The sequence below is a fragment of the Marinicella meishanensis genome (genome assembly GCF_019931145.1).
GTDB classification, from domain to species: domain Bacteria; phylum Pseudomonadota; class Gammaproteobacteria; order Xanthomonadales; family Marinicellaceae; genus Marinicella; species Marinicella meishanensis.
Window position 1 is genome coordinate 78103 of sequence record NZ_JAIOUV010000003.1, and the last position, 23957, is coordinate 102059.

Annotated in this window: 19 protein-coding genes; 13 read left to right on the forward strand and 6 right to left on the reverse strand. The window is 53.7% G+C overall.

Annotated features, from left to right (window positions below; translation table 11 throughout):
• Nucleotides 1-2: 2 nt before the first annotated feature.
• From dxs to K7G70_RS05230, 6 genes are all read right to left on the reverse strand, one after another.
• Nucleotides 3-1907, reverse strand: a complete 1905-nt coding sequence (dxs, locus tag K7G70_RS05205; protein ID WP_223787553.1) for a 1-deoxy-D-xylulose-5-phosphate synthase — start codon at nucleotides 1905-1907, stop codon at nucleotides 3-5.
• Between the two features lie 6 nt (nucleotides 1908-1913).
• Nucleotides 1914-2663 carry a 2,3-diphosphoglycerate-dependent phosphoglycerate mutase gene (gpmA, locus tag K7G70_RS05210; RefSeq protein WP_223787554.1) on the reverse strand — a complete coding sequence of 250 codons (750 nt, stop codon included), beginning with the start codon at nucleotides 2661-2663 and terminating at the stop codon, nucleotides 1914-1916.
• A 609-nt stretch (nucleotides 2664-3272) separates the two neighbouring features.
• Entirely contained in the window at nucleotides 3273-5111 is a 1839-nt protein-coding gene (locus tag K7G70_RS05215; protein WP_223787555.1) for an SLC13 family permease, read from the reverse strand.
• The gene (trmB, locus tag K7G70_RS05220; RefSeq protein ID WP_223787556.1) at nucleotides 5111-5794 is read right to left on the reverse strand and encodes a tRNA (guanosine(46)-N7)-methyltransferase TrmB; all 684 of its coding nucleotides are present in this window, start codon (nucleotides 5792-5794) and stop codon (nucleotides 5111-5113) included. Before trmB ends, K7G70_RS05215 begins: the two co-directional genes overlap by 1 nt.
• A gap of 84 nt (nucleotides 5795-5878) precedes the next feature.
• Nucleotides 5879-6898 carry an alpha/beta hydrolase gene (locus K7G70_RS05225; protein ID WP_223787557.1) on the reverse strand — a complete coding sequence of 340 codons (1020 nt, stop codon included), beginning with the start codon at nucleotides 6896-6898 and terminating at the stop codon, nucleotides 5879-5881.
• Between the two features lie 70 nt (nucleotides 6899-6968).
• Nucleotides 6969-7562, reverse strand: coding sequence for a hypothetical protein (locus tag K7G70_RS05230; RefSeq protein WP_223787558.1), 594 nt, complete (start codon nucleotides 7560-7562; stop codon nucleotides 6969-6971).
• A 156-nt stretch (nucleotides 7563-7718) separates the two neighbouring features.
• Between K7G70_RS05230 and K7G70_RS05235 the strand changes: the two genes are divergently transcribed.
• The 13 genes from K7G70_RS05235 to mraY all read left to right on the forward strand — a co-directional run bounded on the left by K7G70_RS05235 (nucleotide 7719) and on the right by mraY (nucleotide 23954).
• A complete protein-coding gene (locus K7G70_RS05235; RefSeq protein WP_223787559.1) occupies nucleotides 7719-8240 on the forward strand; it encodes a MarR family winged helix-turn-helix transcriptional regulator in 522 nt (173 codons plus the stop codon).
• Nucleotides 8237-9913 carry a urocanate hydratase gene (gene hutU / locus K7G70_RS05240; protein ID WP_223787560.1) on the forward strand — a complete coding sequence of 559 codons (1677 nt, stop codon included), beginning with the start codon at nucleotides 8237-8239 and terminating at the stop codon, nucleotides 9911-9913. The genes K7G70_RS05235 and hutU overlap by 4 nt, the downstream gene beginning before the upstream one ends.
• Before the next feature lie 12 nt (nucleotides 9914-9925).
• Nucleotides 9926-11452, forward strand: coding sequence for a histidine ammonia-lyase (hutH, locus tag K7G70_RS05245; RefSeq protein WP_223787561.1), 1527 nt, complete (start codon nucleotides 9926-9928; stop codon nucleotides 11450-11452).
• On the forward strand, nucleotides 11434-12222 hold the full coding sequence (locus K7G70_RS05250) for an N-formylglutamate amidohydrolase (protein ID WP_223787562.1): 789 nt from the start codon (nucleotides 11434-11436) through the stop codon (nucleotides 12220-12222). Before hutH ends, K7G70_RS05250 begins: the two co-directional genes overlap by 19 nt.
• Nucleotides 12223-12289: 67 nt before the next feature.
• Entirely contained in the window at nucleotides 12290-13702 is a 1413-nt protein-coding gene (locus K7G70_RS05255; protein WP_223787563.1) for a metallopeptidase domain-containing protein, read from the forward strand.
• Nucleotides 13703-13874: 172 nt separating this feature from the next.
• The gene (locus tag K7G70_RS05260; RefSeq protein ID WP_223787564.1) at nucleotides 13875-16097 is read left to right on the forward strand and encodes an NADP-dependent isocitrate dehydrogenase; all 2223 of its coding nucleotides are present in this window, start codon (nucleotides 13875-13877) and stop codon (nucleotides 16095-16097) included.
• 562 nt (nucleotides 16098-16659) lie between these two features.
• Nucleotides 16660-17124, forward strand: a complete 465-nt coding sequence (gene mraZ / locus K7G70_RS05265) for a division/cell wall cluster transcriptional repressor MraZ (protein ID WP_223787565.1) — start codon at nucleotides 16660-16662, stop codon at nucleotides 17122-17124.
• A complete protein-coding gene (rsmH, locus tag K7G70_RS05270; RefSeq protein ID WP_223787566.1) occupies nucleotides 17124-18038 on the forward strand; it encodes a 16S rRNA (cytosine(1402)-N(4))-methyltransferase RsmH in 915 nt (304 codons plus the stop codon). The genes mraZ and rsmH overlap by 1 nt, the downstream gene beginning before the upstream one ends.
• A gap of 2 nt (nucleotides 18039-18040) precedes the next feature.
• Nucleotides 18041-18304, forward strand: coding sequence for a cell division protein FtsL (gene ftsL, locus K7G70_RS05275; RefSeq protein ID WP_223787567.1), 264 nt, complete (start codon nucleotides 18041-18043; stop codon nucleotides 18302-18304).
• The gene (locus tag K7G70_RS05280) at nucleotides 18301-20031 is read left to right on the forward strand and encodes a peptidoglycan D,D-transpeptidase FtsI family protein (protein WP_223787568.1); all 1731 of its coding nucleotides are present in this window, start codon (nucleotides 18301-18303) and stop codon (nucleotides 20029-20031) included. The genes ftsL and K7G70_RS05280 overlap by 4 nt, the downstream gene beginning before the upstream one ends.
• Nucleotides 20018-21517, forward strand: coding sequence for a UDP-N-acetylmuramoyl-L-alanyl-D-glutamate--2,6-diaminopimelate ligase (locus K7G70_RS05285; RefSeq protein WP_223787569.1), 1500 nt, complete (start codon nucleotides 20018-20020; stop codon nucleotides 21515-21517). Before K7G70_RS05280 ends, K7G70_RS05285 begins: the two co-directional genes overlap by 14 nt.
• Entirely contained in the window at nucleotides 21514-22875 is a 1362-nt protein-coding gene (locus K7G70_RS05290) for a UDP-N-acetylmuramoyl-tripeptide--D-alanyl-D-alanine ligase (RefSeq protein WP_223787570.1), read from the forward strand. The genes K7G70_RS05285 and K7G70_RS05290 overlap by 4 nt, the downstream gene beginning before the upstream one ends.
• Nucleotides 22872-23954, forward strand: a complete 1083-nt coding sequence (mraY, locus tag K7G70_RS05295; protein WP_223787571.1) for a phospho-N-acetylmuramoyl-pentapeptide-transferase — start codon at nucleotides 22872-22874, stop codon at nucleotides 23952-23954. The genes K7G70_RS05290 and mraY overlap by 4 nt, the downstream gene beginning before the upstream one ends.
• The last annotated feature ends 3 nt before the right edge of the window (nucleotides 23955-23957 follow it).

Here is a 23957-nt window from a genome sequence, read left to right on the forward strand (position 1 = left end):
CGTTACACCGAATAGACTTGTTTGTTGGGCCCTCGGCGGGTGAAGTCGTTGATTTGCTGCAGCATTGATTTGACATCCAAGCCGGCCTCGGCCAACAGCTCCTCACGGGTGCCGTGATCCTGAAACACATCGGGTAAGCCCAAGTTCAACACCGGGGTGTCGATTTTTAACTGTTGCAACACTTCGTTGACGTGGCTACCGGCGCCGCCTTGAATGACGTTGTCTTCCAAGGTGATCAGGTGCTCGTGGGTGCGGGCCACTTTCTCGATCATGGCACGGTCGATGGGCTTGATGAAGCGCATGTTGACCACAGTGGCATCCAGTTTTTCGGCCACCGCCATGGCGGCTTCCAACAACGCACCAAAAGACAAGATGGCCACCTGTTTGCTGCCTTTGCGCACGCGGTCGGCTTCACCCAGGTTCAATTCAGTCATTTTCGGCACGATGGCGGCACCAGGGCCTTTGCCACGTGGGTAACGCACGGCCGCAGGGCCGCGGTGCAGGTAACCGGTGTACAGCATTTGACGGCATTCGTTCTCATTGGCTGGGGCCATGATGGTCATGTTGGGTACACAGCGCAAAAAACTCAGATCCATGTTGCCGGCATGGGTGGCGCCATCAGGGCCCACCACACCACCGCGGTCAATGGCAAACAGCACATCCAGATTTTGGATCGCCACATCATGGATCAATTGGTCATAGGCCCGCTGCAAGAAAGTGGAATAAATGGCCACCACCGGTTTGGCCCCTTCACAGGCCATGCCGGCAGCCAAAGTGACCGCGTGTTGTTCGGCAATGCCGACATCAAAATAACGTTTGGGGAACAGCTTCGAATACTCGACCAAACCAGAACCTTCGCGCATCGCCGGGGTGATGGCCACCAGATTTTTGTCTATGCGAGCCAGGTCACACAGCCATTGGCCAAACACTTCGGTGTAGGTCGGTTTGCTGGGTTTGGCTTTGCTTTGCATGCCGGCTTTGGGGTCGAACTGGCCCACCGCATGGTATTTGATCGGGTCTGCTTCAGCGGGTTTATACCCTTTGCCTTTTTTGGTGATGATGTGCAGCAGTTTCGGTCCCTTGATGTCTTTGGCGATTTCCAGCTTTTCCACCAATTGGCCCACATCATGGCCGTCAATCGGGCCCAGGTGGTGGAATCCCAATTCTTCAAACAAGGTGTTGGGTACGAACATGCCTTTGGTGTGTTCCTCCCAGCGTGAGATGAACTTCCACAACCATGATCCCCGGCGCATGATGCGTTTGGATTTTTCGCGCATGCGGTTGTAGGTGCGGCCGCTGACAATTTTGATCAGCATGCGGGTCAGGGCGCCGACATTCGGTGAGATGGACATTTCATTTTCGTTCAGCACCACCAACATGTTGGTGTCCAATTCACCGCCATGGTTCAAGGCTTCATAGGCCATGCCGGCGGTCATGGCGCCGTCGCCAATCACCGCCACCACTTCACGATCGCTACCGGTCAGTTGGCTGCCCAGGGACATGCCCAGGGCGGCGCCAATGGAGGTGGAGGAGTGCCCCACGCCGAAAGTGTCGTATTCGCTTTCACAACGCTTGGGGAAGGGTGCCAGGCCACCTTTGCGTTTGATGGTGTTCAAACGGGTTTTGCGACCGGTGAGGATTTTATGTGGATAAGCCTGATGGCCCACATCCCAGACGATGCGGTCATGCGGTGTGTTGAACACATAGTGCAGGGCCACAGTCAGCTCCACTGTGCCGAGTCCTGAGCCAAAGTGGCCACCGCACTGGGCCACCTGTTCAATCAGGTAGGCGCGCAATTCATCGGCTGCTTGTTTCAAATCAGACTTGGGTAACTGGCGCAAGTCGGCGGGGATGTTGATTTGATCCAGCAAGGGGTAGTTGGTGCTTGTGTTTGACTCGTTAGACATGTGTTCTCAGTGTTGTGCTTGCCCCTGTTTGGCCACCGCCTCCATGGCGGCGTTCAATTCATCCTGGTCACCCAAGTAGTAACTGGTGATTGGTTTGAGGTCGTCATCCAGCTCATAGACCAATGGCACGCCAGTGGGGATGTTCAGTTTCAGGATGTCGTCTTCGGAGACGTCATCCAAGTATTGCACCAAAGAACGCAATGAATTGCCGTGGGCGGCGATGATCAGGCGTTTACCGGCTTGTAGGTCCGGCACAATGTGTTCATGCCAATAAGGCAACACCCGGGCAACGGTGTCTTTGAGGCACTCGCCCAATGGGATTTGTTCTTTGGTCAGGCCTTGGTAGCGGCGGTCACCGGCCACATTTCGTTCATCATCCCAAGCCAACTTGGGCGGCGGAGTGGCATAGCTGCGGCGCCAAATGTGGACCTGCTCATCGCCATATTTGGCGGCGGTTTCGGCTTTATTCAAGCCCTGCAAGGCACCATAATGCCGTTCATTCAAGCGCCAGCTGCGTTTCACTGGCAGCCAGGACTGGTCCATGACGTCGGCCGCGATGTTGTAAGTTTTGATCGCCCGCTTCAACACCGAAGTGTATGCTTGATCAAATTCAAACCCAGCATCCAACAACAATTGACCGGCTTTGTTGGCTTGAGCCACACCCGTTTCGGTCAAATCCACGTCTTTCCAGCCGGTGAACCGGTTGGCCAGATTCCATTCGCTTTCGCCGTGTCGCAACAACACCAGTTTGATCATATTTATGCCCAAGGTCTAAACCGGCCAATTATACCATGATCGATGTGGCAGCAGGCATTCGCTGCCAGCAAATGATGTTCCATTCGTCTATTTTTTCTTACCGACCGATCAGAATATTGCGGTATCGCTGTGAGGGGCCATTTTTTACCATGGAGCCTCAAACACATACACAACAAAGGGTGTATACATCAATCAGGTTGAACTGCAAAAAGTGATGCAAGAATTCTAGGGCCTATTAACACTAACTGAAAGGCGACTGCTGGATCGTATTTTTCAGCCATCAAGGCATCAGTCGTGAGGTGTGGTCACTCCACATGAACGAGTGAATAACGCTGAGGGATGAAAAATACGACCCAGCCCAATGGGTTCAGACTGCAAATGCCACACCCTGCGTTGCTCATCGCTCAATTGGAATGACCAAACCACGCGATTCGCGCCTTGATTGTGACCTTTGCAGCCTGAACAGTGGTCTTTCAGTTAGTGTTAATAGGCCCTGGTTAATCATCAACCAATTGGCTCAGTGCAATTATTGTAAAAAAGGCATTGACTTGAAAAGTAAACAATTACTCAGTGAGTTGTTCAAACTGAAAATTGAACAGGCTTGTCAGATCAAAAAAGCCAGTTGATCATGGACAGTGAGACGGCCCAAAAAATCAAAGTCATGACACTGCCCACTTTCAAGAAATCTTTGACGCTGTAGCCGCCAGGTCCCATCACCAAAGCCGACACTTGGTGGGTGGGCAACAAGAAGGCATTGGAAGTGGAAATGGCCACGATCAAAGCATACACCACCGGATTGCCACCCGTTTCCAGGGCGATGTTGATGGCCAAGGGGACCAGCAACACCGTGGCACCGACATTGGACATCACCAATGAAAACAATGTGGCCAGGGTGGCGATGGCCAATTGGTAGATCAATTGGGGTTGAGAGCCCAAGGTGTTGATCGCTTGTTGGGCAATCCAAGCCGCCGCGCCGGTGTGTTCCATGGCATAGCCCAAGGGGATCAAACAGGCCAACAAGAACACCGTCTTCCAGCTCACCGCCCGGTAGGCTTCGTCCATGTTGAGCACCCCAAAAATGATCATGCCAATGGCGCCGGTCAACAGCGACAGGGATAATTTCAAATCGGTGAAGATCACCAAGCAGATGCTGACAGCGAAAAACAGCAAGGCAAAAGGGATTTTCTGCGGCCTTTGCGGCTCGTTGGGCACATCACTGACCAAGGCCACATTGCGGGACTTGCCCAGGCCCATTTGGTCTGTCCAGCGGCCATGGATGATGAAGGTGTCTCCCAATTGTAGCTCCAGGTCATACATGTCCTCACCGGTGTATATGCGGTTGTTGCGAGACACCGCCAGAATGGTGATGGCGAATTCTTTGCGGAAGTGAAACTCGGACAGCTTCACACCCAAATAACGTGAGCCGGGCACCACCACCGCTTCTGAAGTGCCGGAGATGGCGGGGTTGAAATCCAATTTGAATTGTTTCAGTTTGGGCAGGATGGTGAGGTTGAATTCTTCGGCAAAATCTTGGATCTGTTGTTTGGAACCCATCACGCCCAACACCGCACCATTCCATATGAATTTGTTCCTTGGTGGTGACAGCATCGATTCGCCTTCGGTGAACATGGCCACAATGTTCGGCACATGCGGGTCGAATTCCAACTCCTGAATCATTTTGCCCACCAATGGGCTGTCGCGATTGACGATCATTTCGGTGATGGTTTTATCGATGCCGTAGTTGTCACGGAAGTAGCTGTCTGACTTGTGATTGTGGGCATATGAAATGGCCTTGGCTTTGGGCAACAGAAAACGGCCAATCAGCAAAAAGTAAGCCACCCCACTGACCAACAAGGCCAAACCAATCGGGGTGGTGGCAAACAAGCTGAACTTGGGCATGGTGTCGGCGCCGGGAGGCAAAGAGCGGTTGGAGGTGTCAATCAAGTCATTCAACAGGATCAATGGCGAGGAACCCACCATGGTCACGGTGCCTCCCAAAATGGCACAAAAGCCCATCGGCATCAACAAGCGCGAGATGGGCAAGTTGGCGGCGCTGGAGATTTTGCTCATCACCGGCAAGAACAACGCGGTGGCCCCAACATTTTGCATGAAACCCGAGATGGTGCCGACGGTCATGGACACGATGGGCATCACGGTTTTTTCGGTTTTGCCGCCAATCCGCAGGATCAGGTTGGCCACCGCGCTCATCACCCCCGTGCGGTCCAAGCCAGCACCCAATATCATCACCGCGATGATGGCGATCACCGCATTGGAGGCAAAGCCGTCAAACAAATGGGTGTCCGGCACCAAACCAGACAAGCCCAACATCACCAGGATCAACAAAGCCGCCACATCAATCCTAATCACTTCGGTCACAAACATCAACACGGTGTAGGCCAAAATGGCAAACACCATGAGCATTTCATTGGTCAATGGCAGCGTTTCCATCAGCGCTTATGCAGGATCAAATCGTAGCTGCCATGGTCCAGATTTTGACCTCGGCGCTCAAACTTGGTGACCGGTCGCCATGCTGGCCGTGCGGCAAACGCGTTGTTGGGTTCTTGGTTTTGCAGCCAAGCATTTTCGGCCACCAATTCCTGCACTTCCAAGGCATAGGGCTCCCAATCTGAGGCGTAGTGTAAGCGCCCGCCGGTGACCAGTTTGGGTTGGATCAAATCGAGAAATTCTTGATTGAGCAAACGTCGCTTGTGGTGGCGCTTCTTGTGCCAGGGATCTGGAAAATAGATGTGGATGGCGGCCAATGTCTGGTCTGCCATGTAAAGATTCAGCATGTCCACTGCGTCATTGCGGATGATGCGCACATTATTCAGGCCGAATTGCTCAATGGCCATCAACAAATGGCCCACACCGGGCAAATGAACTTCGATGCCGAGAAAATTCACATCGGGGTACTGTTGTGCGGCATGGATGATGGATTCACCGTTGCCAAAACCGATGTCCAGCCACACTGGGTGGTCGTTACCAAACAAAGCCTTGAAGTCGATGGTGGTGGTGGGGTCAAAGGCGTAGATCGGCATCAAAGCCTCCACCGCTTTGCGTTGACCGGTGGTCATTTTGCCTTTTCTGAGGACAAAGCTGCGTATTTGTCGGTCAGTCGATTCGAATTTCATGCGGCCGTTGTTGTTGGAGTGACCCTATTCTACCGAAGTTCACCGATCTGTGACCACCCCTTTCTCAAGCGGTCATGGATTCAATCAAGGGCTTGGTGGGCTCGGCGCATGGTTGTCATGAACGGTCGGCAAAAATGCCAGCAGCGCTGGCATCAAATCGGCATGTAAGGGGCGCTCGGGTTCGGCGTAGGTGGCCATGTTGGCCATTCGTTCCGCTGGTGCCGCTTTCAGCACGTGGTTCATGCCAGCAATGACTTGCAGGCGCACATGGGGTAAGCCAGCGGCCATCTGTTGGGTCTCCGGCACCGCAATTTGGATGTCGTGATCACCCACCAGCACCAGGGTGGGGATGTACAAGTCTTGCAGCGCTGAGCGGGGTTCCAGTTGCATGAAAGATTGCAGATAACCTTGGGTGTCAGGACCCAGCAGGGGGTGTAAGAACACCGGTACTTCACTGCCAGGGATGGTTTCACCTTGGGCCAAGCGGTCGAGCAAAGGCAAAGCGGCCTGGCGCACAAATTCCGGTTGGTTTTGCATCTGTCGCTTGACCGTGGCATGGGCTGAGTCGGCCACGCTGGCCAATGCCACCAATCGATTGACCGGTTCCTGACGCATCGCTTGCATTGCCATCAGCCCGCCCAGGCTGTGGCCGATGACGGTGATGTCGGTGTGGTGTTGGCGTAAGAATTGAATCCATGCCACCACATCTTTGACGTGATGATCAAACCGGACTGCGGCCGGATCATGATCGGTTGCGCGGGATTGACCCACCCCCCGCTTGTCGGGGCGCAAGACGGCATAACCTGCCTGCTGCAAGGCGGCAGCCAACATCTGGTAGCTGTTGTTGTGTAAGCCCATGGCCAGGTTGTTGCCGTTGTGGTCGGTGGCACCAGAACCGGCTACCAACAACACCGCCGGGCTGGGCAGGTCTGGCTGCTTGGCGGGTAGATAATGGGCTTTAATCAGGTAGCCATTGACGGTGGTTTGCACCCATTGGCTGGCGTTTTCATGGTCAGCTTTTTCAAGGCCTGTGTCTTCAGCCCGCGATGTGTCGGAACAGCAGAGCAACAGCCAAAGTCCCAAAATGAAATGTAGTCGATGCATGGTTCAGGCAAAAATATTTAGATTATCATCTAAATGAAACAATCGCAAGTTGACTGCGATGGTGGTTGCTTCAATGTATCCAATAACGGGCCGCATGCGGCTGAATCAAGATGCGCGTGGCCGACAGGTCTTCGGGCCCCGTGTAATCAAACAGCCGGTCTGTTTGGGTGTCCAATATGTGGTCATGTGGGTAGGGGTTTTTGTCGTAAAAGCGCTGTGAGCCACTGTTGATGCATTGGATCAATTCTGCTTGGACCAGCCGCTGTAAAATGTCTTCCAGATCCTGGCAATGGGGCATTTGGGTGTTGAGCAGGGTTTCCATGGTGTCTTGGCATGGATGCAGACGCGACATGCGCAAGTACAGCAGCACATCACACATGGCCGGAGACTGAGCAGGTAAATCCTGGGTCACGTGGTACCGGTGCAAACAGGCTTGGTGGTGAAAACTGGCCTGCATCAACAGCTGTTGAGCCAGGCTTTTGTTGATGGTGGTGGGGTGTTGGCCGCTGATTTTGCTGTGGCTGGCACGCAGCCAACGGGCCAGCTGGGTGGCCATTGGGCCAAACCAGCGGCGCAAGGGTTCACAACGGTTGTGCTGAGTCAGGGTCAAACAGGCTTCACCACAGTGTTGGTGGTTGGGTTCATATTGCAGTTGCCAATTCATGCGTAAGGGGTCCGTAGGTTCACTGGGCTCTAAATATAAATGATAATCATTATCATATCAATAAGTGTTTTTATATTCTCTTTGAGTTGACAGCCAGGCAAACCCTGTAGATAATAATGCAATATATTGCGCAATACATTACCTAAATAGCTGGAAATGAACCAACAACCAGACCACACATTCACCCGATCTTTCATCGGTAAACAAGCCGAAGACCTGGGTAACCTGATCAGTGAGCAAATCAAGCCGATCTATGAGTCCTTGGGCATTGTGGTGCCGGTGAAGTCGGTCTCCATCATCCATGCTTTGCGCCAAAGCGAGCAAGCATCTTTGACCGAACTGGCCAAATTGCTGCAACAATCCCATCAATTGGTCAAACAAAAATTGCCGCGCTTGACCCAATTGGGCCTGATTACCCGCCAACAAGATCCCCATGACAAGCGCCGATTCTGGTACCGCTTGACGGCTTTGGGGCAGGACCAAGCACAAATGTTGAATGACCATTCTTTGACCCAGGTCTATGCCGAGTTGTCGGCTGAAATCCAAGCCGATTTGTACGCGGTGTTGACCGCGGCCATCGCCGGTTTGAAAAAACAAGACCTGTACAGCCGTTTTCAAAGTAAACTTGGCCGCACCACAGGTGCGGTCAAACAACTGCAGAGGAACCCATCATCATGACGCCCAAAGATCAACCAGCTGCCCGGGTCATCAAAGCCCCCACCGGCACCACCTTGCAAGCCAAATCCTGGCTGACCGAAGCCCCCTTGCGGATGCTGATGAACAACCTGGACCCAGACGTGGCCGAACGGCCTGAAGATTTGGTGGTGTATGGTGGCATCGGCAAAGCGGCCCGCAACTGGGCTTGTTTTGATGCCATCGTCGACAGCCTGAAACAATTGCATGAAGACGAAACTTTGTTGGTGCAGTCGGGTAAGCCGGTGGGGGTGTTCAAAACCCATGCCGATGCGCCGCGGGTGTTGATCGCCAATTCGAATTTGGTGCCCCATTGGGCCAACTGGGAACATTTCAACGAACTGGATCAAAAGGGTTTGATGATGTACGGTCAGATGACCGCCGGTTCCTGGATTTACATTGGTTCACAAGGCATTGTGCAGGGCACCTATGAAACCTTTGTTGAGGCCGGACGTCAACACTTTGGTGGTGACACCCAGGGTAAATGGATTTTGACTGGTGGCTTGGGCGGCATGGGTGGCGCCCAGCCCTTGGCCGCCACCATGGCTGGTTATTCCATGATTGCGGTGGAGTGTGATGAGACGCGCATCGATTTTCGTTTGAAAACCGGCTATGTGGATTGCAAAGCGCACAGCATCGATGAGGCCATGCGCTTGTTGCGTGAATCATTGGCGGCGGGTAAACCGACTTCGATTGGCTTGTTGGGCAATGCCGCCGATGTGTTCACCGCCATGCAGCAGCAGGGCATTCGGCCCGATCTGGTCACCGACCAAACCTCGGCCCATGATCCGGTCAACGGGTATCTGCCCCAAGGTTGGACTGTGGAACAATGGCGTCAAACGGCCAAAACCGATCCATCAGCCGTGGCCAAGGCCGCCCGGGCTTCGATGGCGGTGCAGGTACAGGCCATGCTGGCGTTCCATGCCCAGGGCATTCCGACGGTCGACTATGGCAACAACATCCGGCAGGAAGCTTTCAATGAAGGGGTGGGCAATGCCTTTGATTTTCCTGGCTTTGTGCCGGCCTATGTCAGGCCCTTGTTTTGCCGTGGGGTGGGGCCATTTCGCTGGGCCGCCTTGTCTGGTGACCCCGAAGACATTTACAAAACCGATGCCAAAGTGAAGGCATTGATCCCGGATGATCCACACCTGCACAATTGGTTGGACATGGCCCGCGAGCGCATCCAATTCCAAGGATTGCCGGCCCGAATTTGTTGGGTGGGCCTGGGTCAGCGTCATCGCTTGGGCTTGGCTTTCAATGAAATGGTCAAGTCCGGTGAACTCAAAGCGCCGGTGGTGATCGGTCGCGATCACTTGGATTCCGGTTCGGTGGCTTCACCCAACCGCGAAACCGAAAGCATGGCCGATGGCTCGGATGCGGTGTCTGATTGGCCGCTGCTGAATGCCATGTTGAACGTGGCCGGCGGCGCCACCTGGGTGTCTTTGCACCACGGCGGCGGTGTGGGCATGGGTTATTCACAGCATTCTGGCGTGGTGATCTGTTGTGACGGCACCGATGCCGCCGCCCAGCGCATCGAGCGGGTGTTGTGGAATGACCCAGCCACTGGGGTGATGCGGCATGCCGATGCCGGCTATGAGATCGCCCAAGATTGTGCCCGAGAGCAGGGTTTGAATTTACCGATGTTGCCATCACAGTGAGGGGATAAACCAATGAATTTCTGCATCACCATCCAAGGATTTACCTTGCCCGATTTGCGCCAGATTTGGCAACAGCCAAGCCAATTGTCGGTTGATGACCACATGTTGCAAGGGGTCATCAAATCACGCCACACCATCGAGCAGGTGGCGGCTTCGGACCAGACCGTTTACGGGGTCAACACCGGTTTTGGCCTGTTGGCCAACGTGCAAATTGCCAAAGAAGAGCTGGATACCTTGCAACGCAACTTGGTGATTTCCCACGCCGTGGGTGTGGGTGATCCGATCGACCCCGACACCACCCGCCTGATCATGGCCCTCAAAGCCATGAGTCTGGCCCAAGGCGTGTCGGGCATCCATCCCAACACCTTGCAATTGTTGATCGACATGATCAACCACGAGATTTACCCGGTGATCCCGGAAAAAGGGTCGGTGGGGGCCTCGGGAGACCTGGCGCCGTTGGCGCATTTGACTTCGACCATGATCGGCTTGGGTCAGGTCACTTACCAAGGACAAACCATGGACGCCATGGCAGCCTTGCAAGCCGCCGGTTTGCAACCGATCAAACTGGGGCCCAAAGAAGGCCTGGCCTTGCTCAATGGCACCCAGGTGTCCACCGCATTGGCGCTCAAAGGCCTGTTTTTGGCCGAGAACTGTTTCAACGCAGCATTGCTGGCGGGCGCCCTGTCCATCGATGCCGCCAAAGGGTCATTGGCACCCTTTGATGAACGCATCCATCAGGCCCGCCGTCAAGTGGGTCAGGTGCAGGTGGCAAGAACCATCCGCGGCTTGCTCAAAGGCAGCCAGATTGTGGTGTCGCACGAAGATTGTGATCGGGTCCAGGACCCGTATTGTTTGCGATGTCAACCGCAGGTGATGGGGGCGGTGCTGGACACCATCCATTACGCGGCCGATAAATTATTGATCGAAGCCAATGCTGCCACCGACAACCCCTTGGTGTTTGCCGATGAGGGTGAGGTGCTGTCGGGTGGTAATTTCCATGCCGAACCGGTGGCTTTGGTGGCCGATTTTCTGGGCATTGGCATCACCGACATGGCCAACATGTCCGAACGCCGCCTGGCGATGTTGATCGACCCGACTTTGAGTCGTTTGCCGGCGTTTTTGGTGCCCGATTCAGGCGTCAACTCCGGTTTCATGATTGCCCATGTGACGGCAGCGGCCTTGGCCTCGGAGAACAAAACCCTGGCGCATCCGGCCAGTGTTGACACCATCCCAACTTCGGCCAACCAGGAAGACCACGTCAGTATGGCGACTTTTGCCGCGCGCAAGCTGACCGATCTGACCGAAAATTCGGCCGCAGTCATCGGCATTGAAATGATGGCTGCCTGTCAAAGCATTGACTTTCATGAAGACCTGAAAACGTCCGACGCCTTGTATGCGGTGTATGAAAAAGTCCGTGCCGATGTGCCATTCCTAAGTGAGGACCGCTTGTTGTCACCCGACATCAACCACATGCAACAACTGGTCATTTCTGGCCTGTTGAATGCGTACCTGCCAGCCGTATGCCCGTCTTTGAGCTGAACCAGGTTGACTCACCGCTGGTGATCAGTGTGCCGCATGATGGCGCTTTGATCCCGGATGACATCAAACGCCAGATGAACCCGTCGGTGATGGGTTCATCAGACCGGGATTTGTTGATCGATCAGGTGTTCAATTTTGCCCCGCCTGTGGGTTCCAAAATCAAAGCATTGTATTCCAGACATGTGATTGACCTGAACCGCCCTGATGATGGCGCGGCCTTGTATGCCGACCAAGCCGAAACCGAATTGTGCCCGACCACCACCTTCGATTGGCAAGCCATTTACTTGCCTGGTCATGAACCGGATGCGGCCGAAATCAAGCGCCGCATTGAGGCTTTTTGGCGACCGTATCACCAACAACTGCAGGCACTGATCGAGCAAGCCAAAGTCCGCCATGGCTTCTGTTTGTTGATCGATGCCCACAGCATTGATGACACCGTACCGCGGTTTTTTACCGGGCAACTGCCGGCCATCAATGTTGGCACCAACAGCGGTCAGAGCTGTGCGCCCGCGCTGGAGCAAGCGTTGATGCAACGGTTGCAGGCGCAAAGTGATTTCAGTGTGGTCAACAATGGCCGCTTCAAGGGCGGTCACATCACCCGCCATTATGGCCAACCCGAACAAGGGGTGCATGCCATCCAATTGGAACATGCCAAGTCGGCCTACCTCGATGCGGCGCTGAAATGGTCGACCCAAGGTGAACAATTGCGTCAGTTTTGGCAACAAACCTTGAACCATTTGTTGTCAGTTCACAAAATTGAAATGTCCTGACACGCCGCGCTTGAAAAACAGTTCCCTCTTGTGCTTGGGCTCGGTAGAATGTTTAATCTTGCCATTGATGAAAGAGAGATTGAGCATGATTGAATTACCCATGAAAAAACTGTTTGGCCTGTTGTTGGTGTTGCTGGCCATGACGGCCCACGGCAAACGACTGGAAGGTGTGTTGTTACATGAAGTCGGCGATCCGCATTCGCCCCAAGCAGCAGCCCATGTGCGTTACCACTTACAAACGGCAGATCAGTTGGTGCCATTGCGGGTCAGTGGGGCGTTTGCCTCGCGCATGCCAATCAGCCATTGGCTGGGCAAGCGGGTGGCGGTGTTGTTGCAACATGAGCCGCTGTTCAATGGACAAGACAACCGCGTCCAAGCCATTGAATTGCTCGAAGGTGAGCGCGCGGGTGGCGGTGTGTTCGGGGCCCAGCCATGGGTGTCAATCTTATGCAAATTCAATGACGTGGCCGATGAGCCTGAAAACCTGGCCTTTTTCCAGGGTATGTATGCCAACCAACCGGCCGGTTTGGACCATTACTGGCGTGAGGTTTCATACAACAACATCAACGTGGTGGGTTCATTGGCCATTGATTGGTTGGATTTGCCCCTGAGCCACACGGCTTATGTGCCAGACCCTGGCAGCGGCACCGATGCCGACCTAAGCACATTATTTGAAGACTGCACCGGGGTGGCCGATCCGGTGGTGAATTTCGCCACTGGCGCCAATGGCAATGAATTCGTTGGCATCAACATGATGTTCAATGAAAGCTTGGATTGTTGTGCCTGGGGTGGTGGTCGCTTTGCCACTTTGGACGGTGTTACCAAAGTGTGGCGCACCACTTGGAACCCGCCTTGGGCTTTTCGCAGTGAAGGGGTGATTGCGCATGAAATGGGTCATGGTTTTGGTTTGCCCCATGCCAACAACTCCGATGGTGATGGCAGTCCCTATGACAGCCCCTGGGATGTGATGAGCTCGGCCACTGGTTATTCAGTGAATGATCCGGTCTATGGACGGCTGGGCAAACACGTCAACATGGAGTTCAAACACAACCTGGGTTGGGTCAATGATGGGGTGGGTTACATCGCTGATGCATCATCCAATGACGTGTTCTTATTGGTCAACTCTTCCAGCCCGGTGGTCGGAAATGGTTATCGCTTTGCCCGCATCCCCTTGTCCGATGGCACCCATTATGTGGTGGAGGCCAGAAAAGAAGAGGGCAATTATGAGAGCAACCTGCCTGGCACCGCAGTGATCATCCATCACGTGGACCATGCCCGCAGTGAACCGCCTTGGGTGGTCGATGCCGACAACCCGCCAGCCAATTACGCCGATACCGAAGGGGTGATGTGGAAAACCGGCGAAACCTTTGTCGATCCCATCGACGGCTTCATCGTCGAAGTCCTCGGTCAATTCGCCAGTGGTTACAACGTCAGGATCAAATCCCAGGATGACTTGATTTTTATCGATGGTTTTGAATGACTGGGCCTGTTAACGCTGTCTGAATCAGATGATCTCAGAGGGACTTTGTCAGGCCTCAATTGATTCGCTTCAGGTCATGTAATCACGACACCGTTTTGTTATAATGCGCCCCGAAAAATGTGGCACCCAGATCCGGAAGATCATGGGCCACAACAACCTTTTTGGAGCGGACATGACAAATCACACCATCATTTACACCATCACCGATGAAGCCCCGGCTTTGGCCACCTATTCATTTTTACCCATCGTACAAAAATTTGCCGGCCAAGCCGGTGTGGCGGTAGAAACCAAAGACATTTCATTGGCCAGTCGCATCGTGGCTCAATTTCCTGAGCGCATGACAACGGCACAACAACAAGAAGACGCTTTGAGCCAATTGGGTGAATTGGCCAAAACCCCCGAGGCCAACATCATCAAGTTGCCCAACATTTCTGCGTCCATCCCACAATTGAATGCCGCGATCAAAGAATTGCAAACAGGCGGTTATAATTTGCCGGATTACCCAGAAGAGCCGAAAAATGACGCCGAGCAGGCGATTCAAGCCAAGTACGCCACCGTGCTGGGCAGTGCGGTGAATCCGGTGTTGCGTGAAGGCAACTCCGATCGCCGGGTGGCCGCCGCGGTGAAAGCCTACGCCAAAGAAAATCCCCACCGCTTGGGGGCCATCTCCCAGGACTCCAAAACCCGGGTGGCGCACATGGACGGGCATGATTTTTATGGCAGTGAGCAGTCTTATGTGATGCCGGCGGCCGGTGAAGTGCGCATCGAGCACGTGGCCGAAGACGGTACCGTTTCGGTGTTGAAGTCAGGCATTCAACTGCAGGCCAAAGAGGTGATTGATTCTTCGTGCATGAACAAAAAGGCCCTGCGGCAGTTCTTTGCCAAAGCCATCAAGTCGGCCAAGAATGCTGATTTGTTGTTGTCTTTGCACCTGAAGGCGACCATGATGAAGGTGTCTGATCCGATCATGTTCGGTCACGCGGTCGAAGTGTATTACGAAGACGTCTTCAAAAAACACGGCGCTTTGTTCGATGACATCGGGGTCGAAGTGAACAACGGCATCGGCAGTGTCTACAACAAAATCCAGGCTTTGCCGGCGGCCAAACAAGCCGAAATCAAAGCCGACATCGAAGCTTGTTATGCCAAGCAGCCGGCTTTGGCGATGGTCGATTCGGACAAAGGCATCACCAATTTGCATGTACCCAACAACGTCATCATCGACGCCTCAATGCCCGCCGCCATCAAATCTTCAGCCAAAATGTGGAATGCCGATGGCCAATTGCAGGACACCTTGGCGGTCATTCCTGATCGCAGTTATGCCGGTATTTATCAAGAGATCATTGAATACTGTCAGGAAAACGGCGCCTTTGATGTGGTGACCATGGGCAATGTGTGTAATGTCGGCCTGATGGCGCAAAAGGCTGAGGAGTATGGTTCACATGACAAAACTTTTGAGGTGTCATCTGCAGGCATGATGCGGGTGGTCAACGCCGCCGGTGAAATCCTGATGCAACATGAGGTAGAAGCCGGCGACATTTGGCGCGCCTGTCAAACCAAAGACTTGCCGATCCAAGATTGGGTCAAGCTGGCCGTGACCCGCGCCCGCAACACCGGTTCGGCCGCCATTTTCTGGCTGGACGAGAACCGCGCCCATGACCGCAACCTGATCGAAAAAGTCAACCTGTATCTGCAAGATCACGACACCGATGGGCTGGAAATTAAAGTCATGAATCCACGTCAAGCCATGCGTTACACCTGTGAACGGGTGACTGCTGGGCTGGACACCATTTCGGTGACCGGCAATGTCTTGCGTGATTACCTGACCGACTTGTTTCCCATTCTGGAATTGGGCACCAGTGCCAAGATGTTGTCCATCGTGCCGTTGTTGGCCGGTGGTGGATTGTTCGAAACCGGGGCCGGTGGTTCGGCGCCCAAACACGTGCAGCAGTTTGTTGAAGAAGGGCACCTGCGCTGGGATTCGTTGGGTGAGTTTTTGGCCTTGGCGGTGTCGCTGGAAGACCTGGCCGACAAAACCAACAACCCCCGAGCCAAAGTGTTGGCCGCAGCCTTGGATGACGCCAATGGGCGTTACCTGATGCACAACAAAGCGCCATCCAGAAAAGTCAATGAGTTGGACAACCGCGGTTCGCAATACTACTTGACCAAGTACTGGGCCAAAGCCCTGTCCAGACAAGACGACGATGCGGCTTTGAAGACCCGCTTCACCGCCGTGTTTGAGCAGTTGCAAACCAATGAAGCGGCCATCTTGCAAGAGTTGTTGGATGCACAGGGCCAGCCAGTGGACATCGGTGGCTACTATGAGCCCAACGATGCCATGGCCGAAGCCGCCATGCGCCCCAGCACCACCTTGAATCAAATCATCGATTCGATTTAATGGCTGAATGAAAAGTTCATGCTGACTGGCTGGTTGCACAGGCCATGTCAGCATGGGCCGATGCGCCTGCCAAATGATCCAAGCATGAATCGGGCCACGGCATTGAGCAAGCCCCATTCTTGGCAACAAGACCGAAACTTTGAAGCCCGGTAGACTGCCAGCGGTTTGCCTTTTGGGTTGGTTGGTCAATGGATCATGGCAAGTCTTCAACATACCATATATAGGCCATCACTGAGGCCATCACTGAAATACCACATTGGATGGGCGCAACGCCTGTGGCCCGGGTGATCAACGACGCATTTCCCACCACTGACCCACCACTGGCCCACCATTTCCCACTGAGCCACGAATCGGCCTGTTTTGGGCCCCATCAAACCCATTGATTCAGCAGGCTGCCGCATTGGTTAATCATTAACCAATTCATATAAATCAACAACTTACAGAGTTTTCTTAATGTAAAATATCTTGTAAGTCATTGATTCTGTTCACATTTTCCGATTTGGAGCTTGACTTAAGACTTTTTTAGTCATAAAGTGCATAAATGTGGAGTTAAGTAGTAAATTTGTGGGATTTAGTAGTGTTTTACGGTGAAGTCGCCCTCAATTTGGATGTCAAAGGTCGCCTGGCAATACCCTCGATGTATCGTCAGCCGATTCTTGACGTCTGCGAAAACCGACTTGTGTTGACCTACAACGCCTATGAAAACGACTCTTTGTGGCTGTACCCCGAACAAGAGTGGGAGAAGGTGCGTGACTCAGTGATGTCGCTGTCAACCTTTGATCCCATGCATCGGGCGCTGCAGCGACGACTGGTGGGAAGTGCGTACCACGTGGTGCCTGACAAGGGCTCAAGAATTTTGTTGCCCATCACCTTGCGACAAGTGGCTTCGATGGAGAAGCGTGTGGTGATGCTGGGGTTGGGCAGTAAGTTTGAAATTTGGAATGAGGACGCGCTGCAGAAGACCAGACATCAGGTACCGGCCATGAATGGTGAGGTGTCTGATGCGATGAAGTCATTGGTGTTGTGATGAGCCAATCATTGCACCAAACGGTTCTACTCAGCGAAGCAGTAGAAGCCCTGACCGTGAATGCCGACGGTCACTACCTGGATGCCACCTTTGGTCGCGGTGGCCACAGCCAATTGATCTTGTCTCAGCTGGGCGCCCACGGGCGTTTGTCGGTGGTGGACTGTGATCCTGAAGCCATTGCCGTGGCCGAGGCCATGCAACAAAACGATCAGCGCTTGTCGATTCATGCTGGAGGTTTTGAGCAGGTGTTGAGGCAAATGGAGGAAGCGGGTCTGACCTTTGATGGAATTTTGTTTGATTTTGGGGTGTCTTCGCCACAACTGGACCAAGCCGAGCGCGGCTTCAGCTTTCAGCAAGATGGGCCGTTGGACATGCGCATGAACAACGCCCAAGGCATGACCGCTGCCGACTGGGTGAACAGCGCCAGTGCCGATGACATGAAGCGTGTGTTTTGGCGCTATGCAGAAGAGAAAAATGCCGGGCGCATCGCCCGCAAAATTGTGGAGGTCAGACAAGACAAGCCATTGCTGACCACCTTTGATTTGGTCGACGTGGTCAGTCAAATCAATCGCCGCGAGAAAAAACACCCCGCCACCCGGGTGTTCCAGGCCATCCGCATCTTCATCAATGATGAGTTGGGCCAGGTGGAGCGGGTGTTGCCGGTGGCATGGCGCTTGTTGAATGCTGGCGGCCGTTTGGTGGTGATCAGTTTTCACTCACTGGAGGATCGCTTGGTGAAGCGCTTCATGCGTGGCTTGTCGCGACCTGAAAAAGTGGATCGACGCTTGCCGGTGGTGCCTGAGACGGCGAAACAGCCGACCATGAAATTGGTGGGTAAACCGGTCAAGGCCGTGGACCATGATGACAATGTGCGGGCCCGCAGCGCGATCATGCGGGTGGCGGAGAAATTATGAACATGCAAAGTGGCATAACGGTGCTGTTGGCTTGCGTGTTGATCGGGGTGTTGGTCAGTTATGTGTACAAACAAAACGAAACCAGAAAACTGTTTGCCCAGACCCAAAGCATTGAGAAAGAAAAATTGGAATTGAATGCCGAGTATGCGCGGCTACAAATTGAAAAATCGACCCTGGTGTCCAACAACCGCATTGAGCAGGTGGCCCGGGAACAGTTGAACATGAAATTGCCAGAAGATGAACAGGTTTTGGTCATAGTGCGATGAGACAATCACAACACAAACAAGTCAATATCAGCCTCAGGATTGCCATTGTTATGGCTTTTCTGCTGTGTTGTTTTGTGGTGGTGGCAGTCCGCGCATTTTCGATCCAAATCAGGGGCGCTGAGTTCTACCAAAGCCAAGGCGAAAAGCGGCATGTAAGGGAAGTGGAGATTCCGGTGTCACGTGGCACCATCTACGACCGCAATGGCGAGCCTTTGGCTTTGAGCACGGCCATGGTATCGGTCGGTATTGTGCCTGGACAGCTGTTGGATCAATTCAGCAAGGTGGAACAATTGGCCGAAGTATTGGATTTGGATGCCGATGAACTGAAACAAGTCATCACGTCCAGAAAAGACCGCCAGTTTTTGTTCATCAAACGGCGCATCACGCCGATGCTTGCTGACTCAGTAAAGGCATTGAATATGAAAGGCGTGGAATTCAGAACCGAATTCAAACGGTTTTATCCGGCCGGTGAAATCTTGGCCAATGTGGTTGGCTTCACCGATGTGGAAGACGTGGGACAAGAAGGCTTGGAACGCACCTATGACAATTGGTTGACCGGCACTTCAGGCAAGAAAACCGTGGTCAAAGACCTGTTGGGACAGGTGGTGGCTGACATTGATGTGGATGAGCTGGAAGCGGCCAAACCCGGTAAAGACCTGCATTTAAGCATCGATCGCAGGTTGCAATACGCGGCCTATTTGGCCCTGAAAAAGGCGGTGTACAAACACCAGGCAGTGTCCGGTTCTGCGGTGGTTCTGGATGTCAAGACCGGCGAAATCCTGGCCATGGTCAACCAACCCTCCTTCAACCCCAATGGCAACAAAGAAAACAACGAAGGTTTGCGCAACCGGTCAGTGACGGACATCTATGAGCCCGGTTCGGTGATGAAGCCCTTTGCCGTGGTGGCGGCCTTGGAAAGTGCTGAATACACCCCCCAATCGGTGGTCAACACCTCACCCGGTGAATATGAGGTGGACGGTTTTGTGATCCATGACTTCAAAGATTACGGCGAATTGAGCCTGGTCGATATTTTGGTCAAATCCAGCAACATCGGGGTGGCCAAACTGGTCTTGGATTTGGGCAAAGAGCATTTGTGGGATGTGTACCACCGCTTTGGTTTCGGTCAATCCTCCGGCAGTGGTTTCATGGGTGAGTCCGCTGGTTACTTGCCGCACCATGACCGTTGGCGCACAGCCGACCATGCCGCTTTGTCGCGGGGCTATAACTTATCGGTCACCACCTTGCAATTGGCCTCGGCCTATTCGGTGTTTGCCAACCAAGGGCGTTACCGCGCGCCCACTTTCATCAAAGGCAACATCAACGAAGACAAAGCCATCATTGATCCGATGATTGCCGCGCAATTGACCGACATGTTGTCGCATGTGGTGAATGACACCGAAGGACACAAGGCCTTCATCCCCAATTACAGCGTGGCCGGTAAAACCGGGACCGCCAGGATCGCTGAAAAAGGCGGCTATTCAGACAAATACATGTCTTCCTTTGCGGGATTTTCGCCGGTGGAATCACCCCGGCTGGTGGTGGCTGTCAGCATCAATGACCCCAAAGGGGAAGAATACTATGGCGGACTGGTGGCAGCACCGGTGTTTGCAGAAATCATGAAAACCGGCCTGCGTTTATTGAATGTGCCGGCCGATCAATTGAACCGCACCCTGGCCGACGTCACTGGGGCTGAAAACACAACCGGAGCTGCCCATGTCAATGAATAAAACCATGGGCTGGTTGTTGGCCGAACTCCAGGTTCCCATGCCAGAGGGCTGTGATTCCGAACAAACGATTCATGACCTGTGTTTGGACAGCCGCGCAGTGCAAGCCGGTGATGTGTTCATGGCCTTGTCGGGCTTCAAAGTGCACGGCATGGATTATGCCTACCAAGCCGAACGGGCCGGCGCCATTGCGGTCTTGACCGAACCAGTCAAGGCAGATCGTGCCGCCCAAGTGGGCCGCCAAAAGCCGTTGGGCATTCCGGTGATCGAAGTGCCTGATTTGAGCGCCCAGCTGGGACCGTTGGCCTGTGCCTTTTATGACCACCCCAGTGCGCATTTACAGGTTATTGCGGTGACCGGTACCAATGGCAAAACCTCAACCGCTTGGTTGTTGATGCATGCTTTGGAGCAACTGGGTCAAAAAACCGGTTATTTGGGTACCTTGGGTGCCGGTGACATGGATCAATTACAGGCGTTGCCCAACACCACCCCATCGGCTTTGGCGATACAGCAACAACTGGCGCAGATGCGACAACGGGGTTGTCAGCAGGTGTGTGTCGAAGTGTCCTCGCATGCCTTGACCCAGGACCGATTCAGTGGCACCCAAGTGGCGGCCGCCTTGTTCACCAACTTGAGCCGTGACCACCTGGACTACCACAAAACCATGAAAGCCTATGCCGCTGCCAAGCGCAAATTGTTCACTGATTTTGCACCGGAGGTCAGCATCATCAATGCCGATGACGAGGTGGGCCTTGGCTGGTTGCAACAGGATTTGGCCACGGCCAACACCCGAAGTTATGGTTTGGGTCAAAATGGCTTGGATTACCAAGCCACCGACATCCATTTGGAACCGGCGGGATTGGCTTTTGCTTTGCAACATGGCGGACAAAGCGTCCAGTTCACCACCGAATTGTTGGGTGAGTTTAACGTGCAAAATGTGCTGGCGGTGATTGCCACCTTGCACCACCAAGGCCATGACTTGGCAGCTTTGGTGCCGGTGGTGGCGGCTTTACAACCCGTACCTGGGCGCATGAACCGCATTGACAACCCAAGCAACGGCTCGACCCTGGTGGTTGATTATGCCCACACCCCGGATGCATTGGAGCAAGTGCTCAAAGCGTTGCGGGCCCACACCCAAGGACAATTGTGGTGTGTGTTTGGCTGTGGCGGTAACCGCGACAAAGGCAAACGCGCCATGATGGGGGCCATTGCCGAACAATGGGCCGATAAAGTGGTGTTGACCGATGACAACCCCCGGTTTGAATCGTCTGCCCAAATCATCGCGGACATTGAGTTTGGTATGAAAACCAAACCCCACGTGATCAGCAACCGCCAACAAGCCATTGCCCATGCGATTGACCAAAGTGAAGCCGGTGACATCGTGTTGTTGGCTGGCAAAGGTCATGAATCCACCCAAGAGATCAATGGCAAGTTGATTCCTTTCAATGACATGCAAGTGATCAAACAACTGATGCAGGTGGCGGTATGATTCAGATGAATGTGCATCAATTAGCCGCCATTGTGGGCGGCAGTATGGTCGGCAAAGAAGCCCGCATTCAAGGCGTCACCACCGACTCCAGGGGCGACTGCCAAGGCAAATTGTTTGTGGCTTTACGAGGCGAATTTTTCAACGGCGAGGACTTTTGTCAAGTCGCGGTGCAACAAGGCGCCGCAGCGGTGATGGTGGCCCATGCCGTGGAAGTGGATGTGCCTCAGTTGATTGTGAAAGACACTTTGGTGGCTCTGCAAGCCATCGCCACCGCCTGGGTCAAGCAAACCGGCGTCAAAGTCATTGGCGTCACTGGCTCCAACGGCAAAACCACGGTGAAAAACATGCTGCTGTCGGTGTTGCGTCAGAAATACCGTTGTCACGCCACCAGTGGCAATTACAACAACGAAATCGGCGTGCCCTTGTCGTTGTTGTCGATCGCTGCCGAAGATGAGGTGGCGGTGATTGAAATGGGCGCGGCGAAAGTCGGTGACATTGCCTTCTTAACCCGCATCATCCGGCCTCATGTGGCCCTGGTCACCAACGTGGGCAACGCCCATGTGGGCCGTTTTGGCAGTGTTGATAACATCGCTCAGGGCAAAGGTGAAATCTACGAGGCGCTGGACCGCGATGGGCTGGCGGTGATCAATGCCGATTCACCCTATGCCGAACAATTCAAAGCCAGGGTCCAAGGCAAAGTGATGACTTTTGGTGAGCACGAACAGGCCGACTTCCGTTTGCTCGAGCATGCCGGACGATACCAAGTGGTGACCCGAAGGGGCGAATCCTTTGATTTGGATTTGCCGGTGTTGGGCTTCCACAATTACCTCAATGCCACTGCGGTGGTGGCCATTGCGTTGTCCTTACAGGTCAGCTTCGCTGAGATTGCCCAAGGTTTGCTGGAGTTCGAACCCGAAGCTGGGCGCCTGCAAATCATCCCAAGTGCCAATGCCCTGACCATCATTGATGACAGCTACAACGCCAATCCCGCAGCGGTCAATGCCGCCATTGACGTGCTCAAAACCCAGTCCGGTCCGACGGTGTTGATTTTGGGCGACATGGCTGAATTGGGTGAATATGCCGCACAGATGCACCAACAAGTGGGTTCTTATGCCTGCCAACAAGGCATCAATCAGGTGCTGGCGGTGGGCGAATATGCCACCCAAGTTTGTCAGGACGCCACCACAAAGACCGGCCATGACGGGACATGTCAATGCCAGTCTTTTGCGGCCGTGGATGAGCTGATGGCGCATTTACAACAACACAGACCCACAGCGGGAACGGTCCTGATCAAAGGCTCCAGAAGCATGCGCCTGGAGCGGGTGATCCCGGTTTTGAGTCAAGGAGCACACGCATGATTTATTGGCTGGCACAACAATTCAGTGAGCAGTTTTCTGGCTTGAACCTGTTCAATTACTTGACCTTCCGGGCCATCATGGGGGCATTGACGGCCCTGTTGTTGTCTTTGTTTTTGGGCCCTTGGTTCATCCGCACCTTACAAATCAAGCAGATTGGGCAACCCATCAGGGATTTGGGTCCGGAAACCCACCTGAGCAAACAAGGCACCCCCACCATGGGCGGCGCCATGATCTTGTCGATCATCATCATGTCCACCCTGTTGTGGGGCGACTTGAGCAACCAATACGTGTGGTTGGCCCTGTTCGTGTTGTTTGGTTTTGGTTTGATTGGTTGGGTCGATGACTACAAAAAAATTCACCTGAAAAATTCGGCCGGCTTGTCGGCCAAATGGAAATACAGCATGCAGTCCTTGGTCGGTTTGTTGGCGGTGTTGTATTTATATGAGTATGGGCACAGCAGCATCCACCAGCAACTGGTGCTGCCGTTGATCAGCGATTACAACTGGTCATTGGGCTTGTTGGCCATCCCCTTGGGCTATTTTGTGATTGTGGGGTCCAGTAACGCCGTCAACCTGACCGATGGTTTGGATGGTTTGGCCATCATGCCGACGGTGTTGGTGGCCTCGGCTTTGGGCGTGTTCGCCTACGTTTCGGGTAACGCGGTGATTTCAGATTACTTGTTGTTGCCGTTTATTCCTGGTACCGGCGAATTGACCATCTTTTGTGCCGCCATGGCCGGATCGGGCTTGGGCTTTTTGTGGTTCAACACCTATCCCGCGCAGGTGTTCATGGGCGATGTCGGGGCTTTGGCCCTGGGTGCGGCATTGGGTTTGGTGGCCTTCATCACCCGCCAGGAGTTTGTGTTTTTTATTATGGGTGGCATTTTTGTGCTGGAAACCGTGTCGGTGATGTTGCAAGTGGCGTCATTCAAGTTGACCGGTAAACGCATTTTCCGCATGGCCCCCATCCACCATCATTTTGAATTAAAAGGTTGGGCCGAGCCCAAAGTCATCGTGCGTTTCTGGATCATTTCCATCATCTTGGTGTTGATTGGTTTGGCCACTTTGAAGATCAGATAAATC

Excerpts from the sequence above, each read along its gene's own strand:
- K7G70_RS05260 (WP_223787564.1), top strand. The coding sequence starts at position 13,875 with ATGACAAATCACACCATCATTTACACCATCACCGATGAAGCCCCGGCT.
- gpmA (WP_223787554.1), bottom strand. The coding sequence starts at position 2,663 with ATGATCAAACTGGTGTTGTTGCGACACGGCGAAAGCGAATGGAATCTG.
- K7G70_RS05225 (WP_223787557.1), bottom strand. The coding sequence starts at position 6,898 with ATGCATCGACTACATTTCATTTTGGGACTTTGGCTGTTGCTCTGCTGT.
- K7G70_RS05230 (WP_223787558.1), bottom strand. The coding sequence starts at position 7,562 with ATGAATTGGCAACTGCAATATGAACCCAACCACCAACACTGTGGTGAA.
- hutH (WP_223787561.1), top strand. The coding sequence starts at position 9,926 with ATGAATTTCTGCATCACCATCCAAGGATTTACCTTGCCCGATTTGCGC.
- K7G70_RS05290 (WP_223787570.1), top strand. The coding sequence starts at position 21,514 with ATGATTCAGATGAATGTGCATCAATTAGCCGCCATTGTGGGCGGCAGT.
- K7G70_RS05285 (WP_223787569.1), top strand. The coding sequence starts at position 20,018 with ATGTCAATGAATAAAACCATGGGCTGGTTGTTGGCCGAACTCCAGGTT.
- dxs (WP_223787553.1), bottom strand. The coding sequence starts at position 1,907 with ATGTCTAACGAGTCAAACACAAGCACCAACTACCCCTTGCTGGATCAA.
- hutU (WP_223787560.1), top strand. The coding sequence starts at position 8,237 with ATGACGCCCAAAGATCAACCAGCTGCCCGGGTCATCAAAGCCCCCACC.
- ftsL (WP_223787567.1), top strand. The coding sequence starts at position 18,041 with ATGCAAAGTGGCATAACGGTGCTGTTGGCTTGCGTGTTGATCGGGGTG.
- rsmH (WP_223787566.1), top strand. The coding sequence starts at position 17,124 with ATGAGCCAATCATTGCACCAAACGGTTCTACTCAGCGAAGCAGTAGAA.
- mraY (WP_223787571.1), top strand. The coding sequence starts at position 22,872 with ATGATTTATTGGCTGGCACAACAATTCAGTGAGCAGTTTTCTGGCTTG.
- trmB (WP_223787556.1), bottom strand. The coding sequence starts at position 5,794 with ATGAAATTCGAATCGACTGACCGACAAATACGCAGCTTTGTCCTCAGA.
- K7G70_RS05250 (WP_223787562.1), top strand. The coding sequence starts at position 11,434 with ATGCCCGTCTTTGAGCTGAACCAGGTTGACTCACCGCTGGTGATCAGT.
- K7G70_RS05255 (WP_223787563.1), top strand. The coding sequence starts at position 12,290 with ATGAAAGAGAGATTGAGCATGATTGAATTACCCATGAAAAAACTGTTT.
- K7G70_RS05215 (WP_223787555.1), bottom strand. The coding sequence starts at position 5,111 with ATGGAAACGCTGCCATTGACCAATGAAATGCTCATGGTGTTTGCCATT.
- K7G70_RS05280 (WP_223787568.1), top strand. The coding sequence starts at position 18,301 with ATGAGACAATCACAACACAAACAAGTCAATATCAGCCTCAGGATTGCC.
- K7G70_RS05235 (WP_223787559.1), top strand. The coding sequence starts at position 7,719 with ATGAACCAACAACCAGACCACACATTCACCCGATCTTTCATCGGTAAA.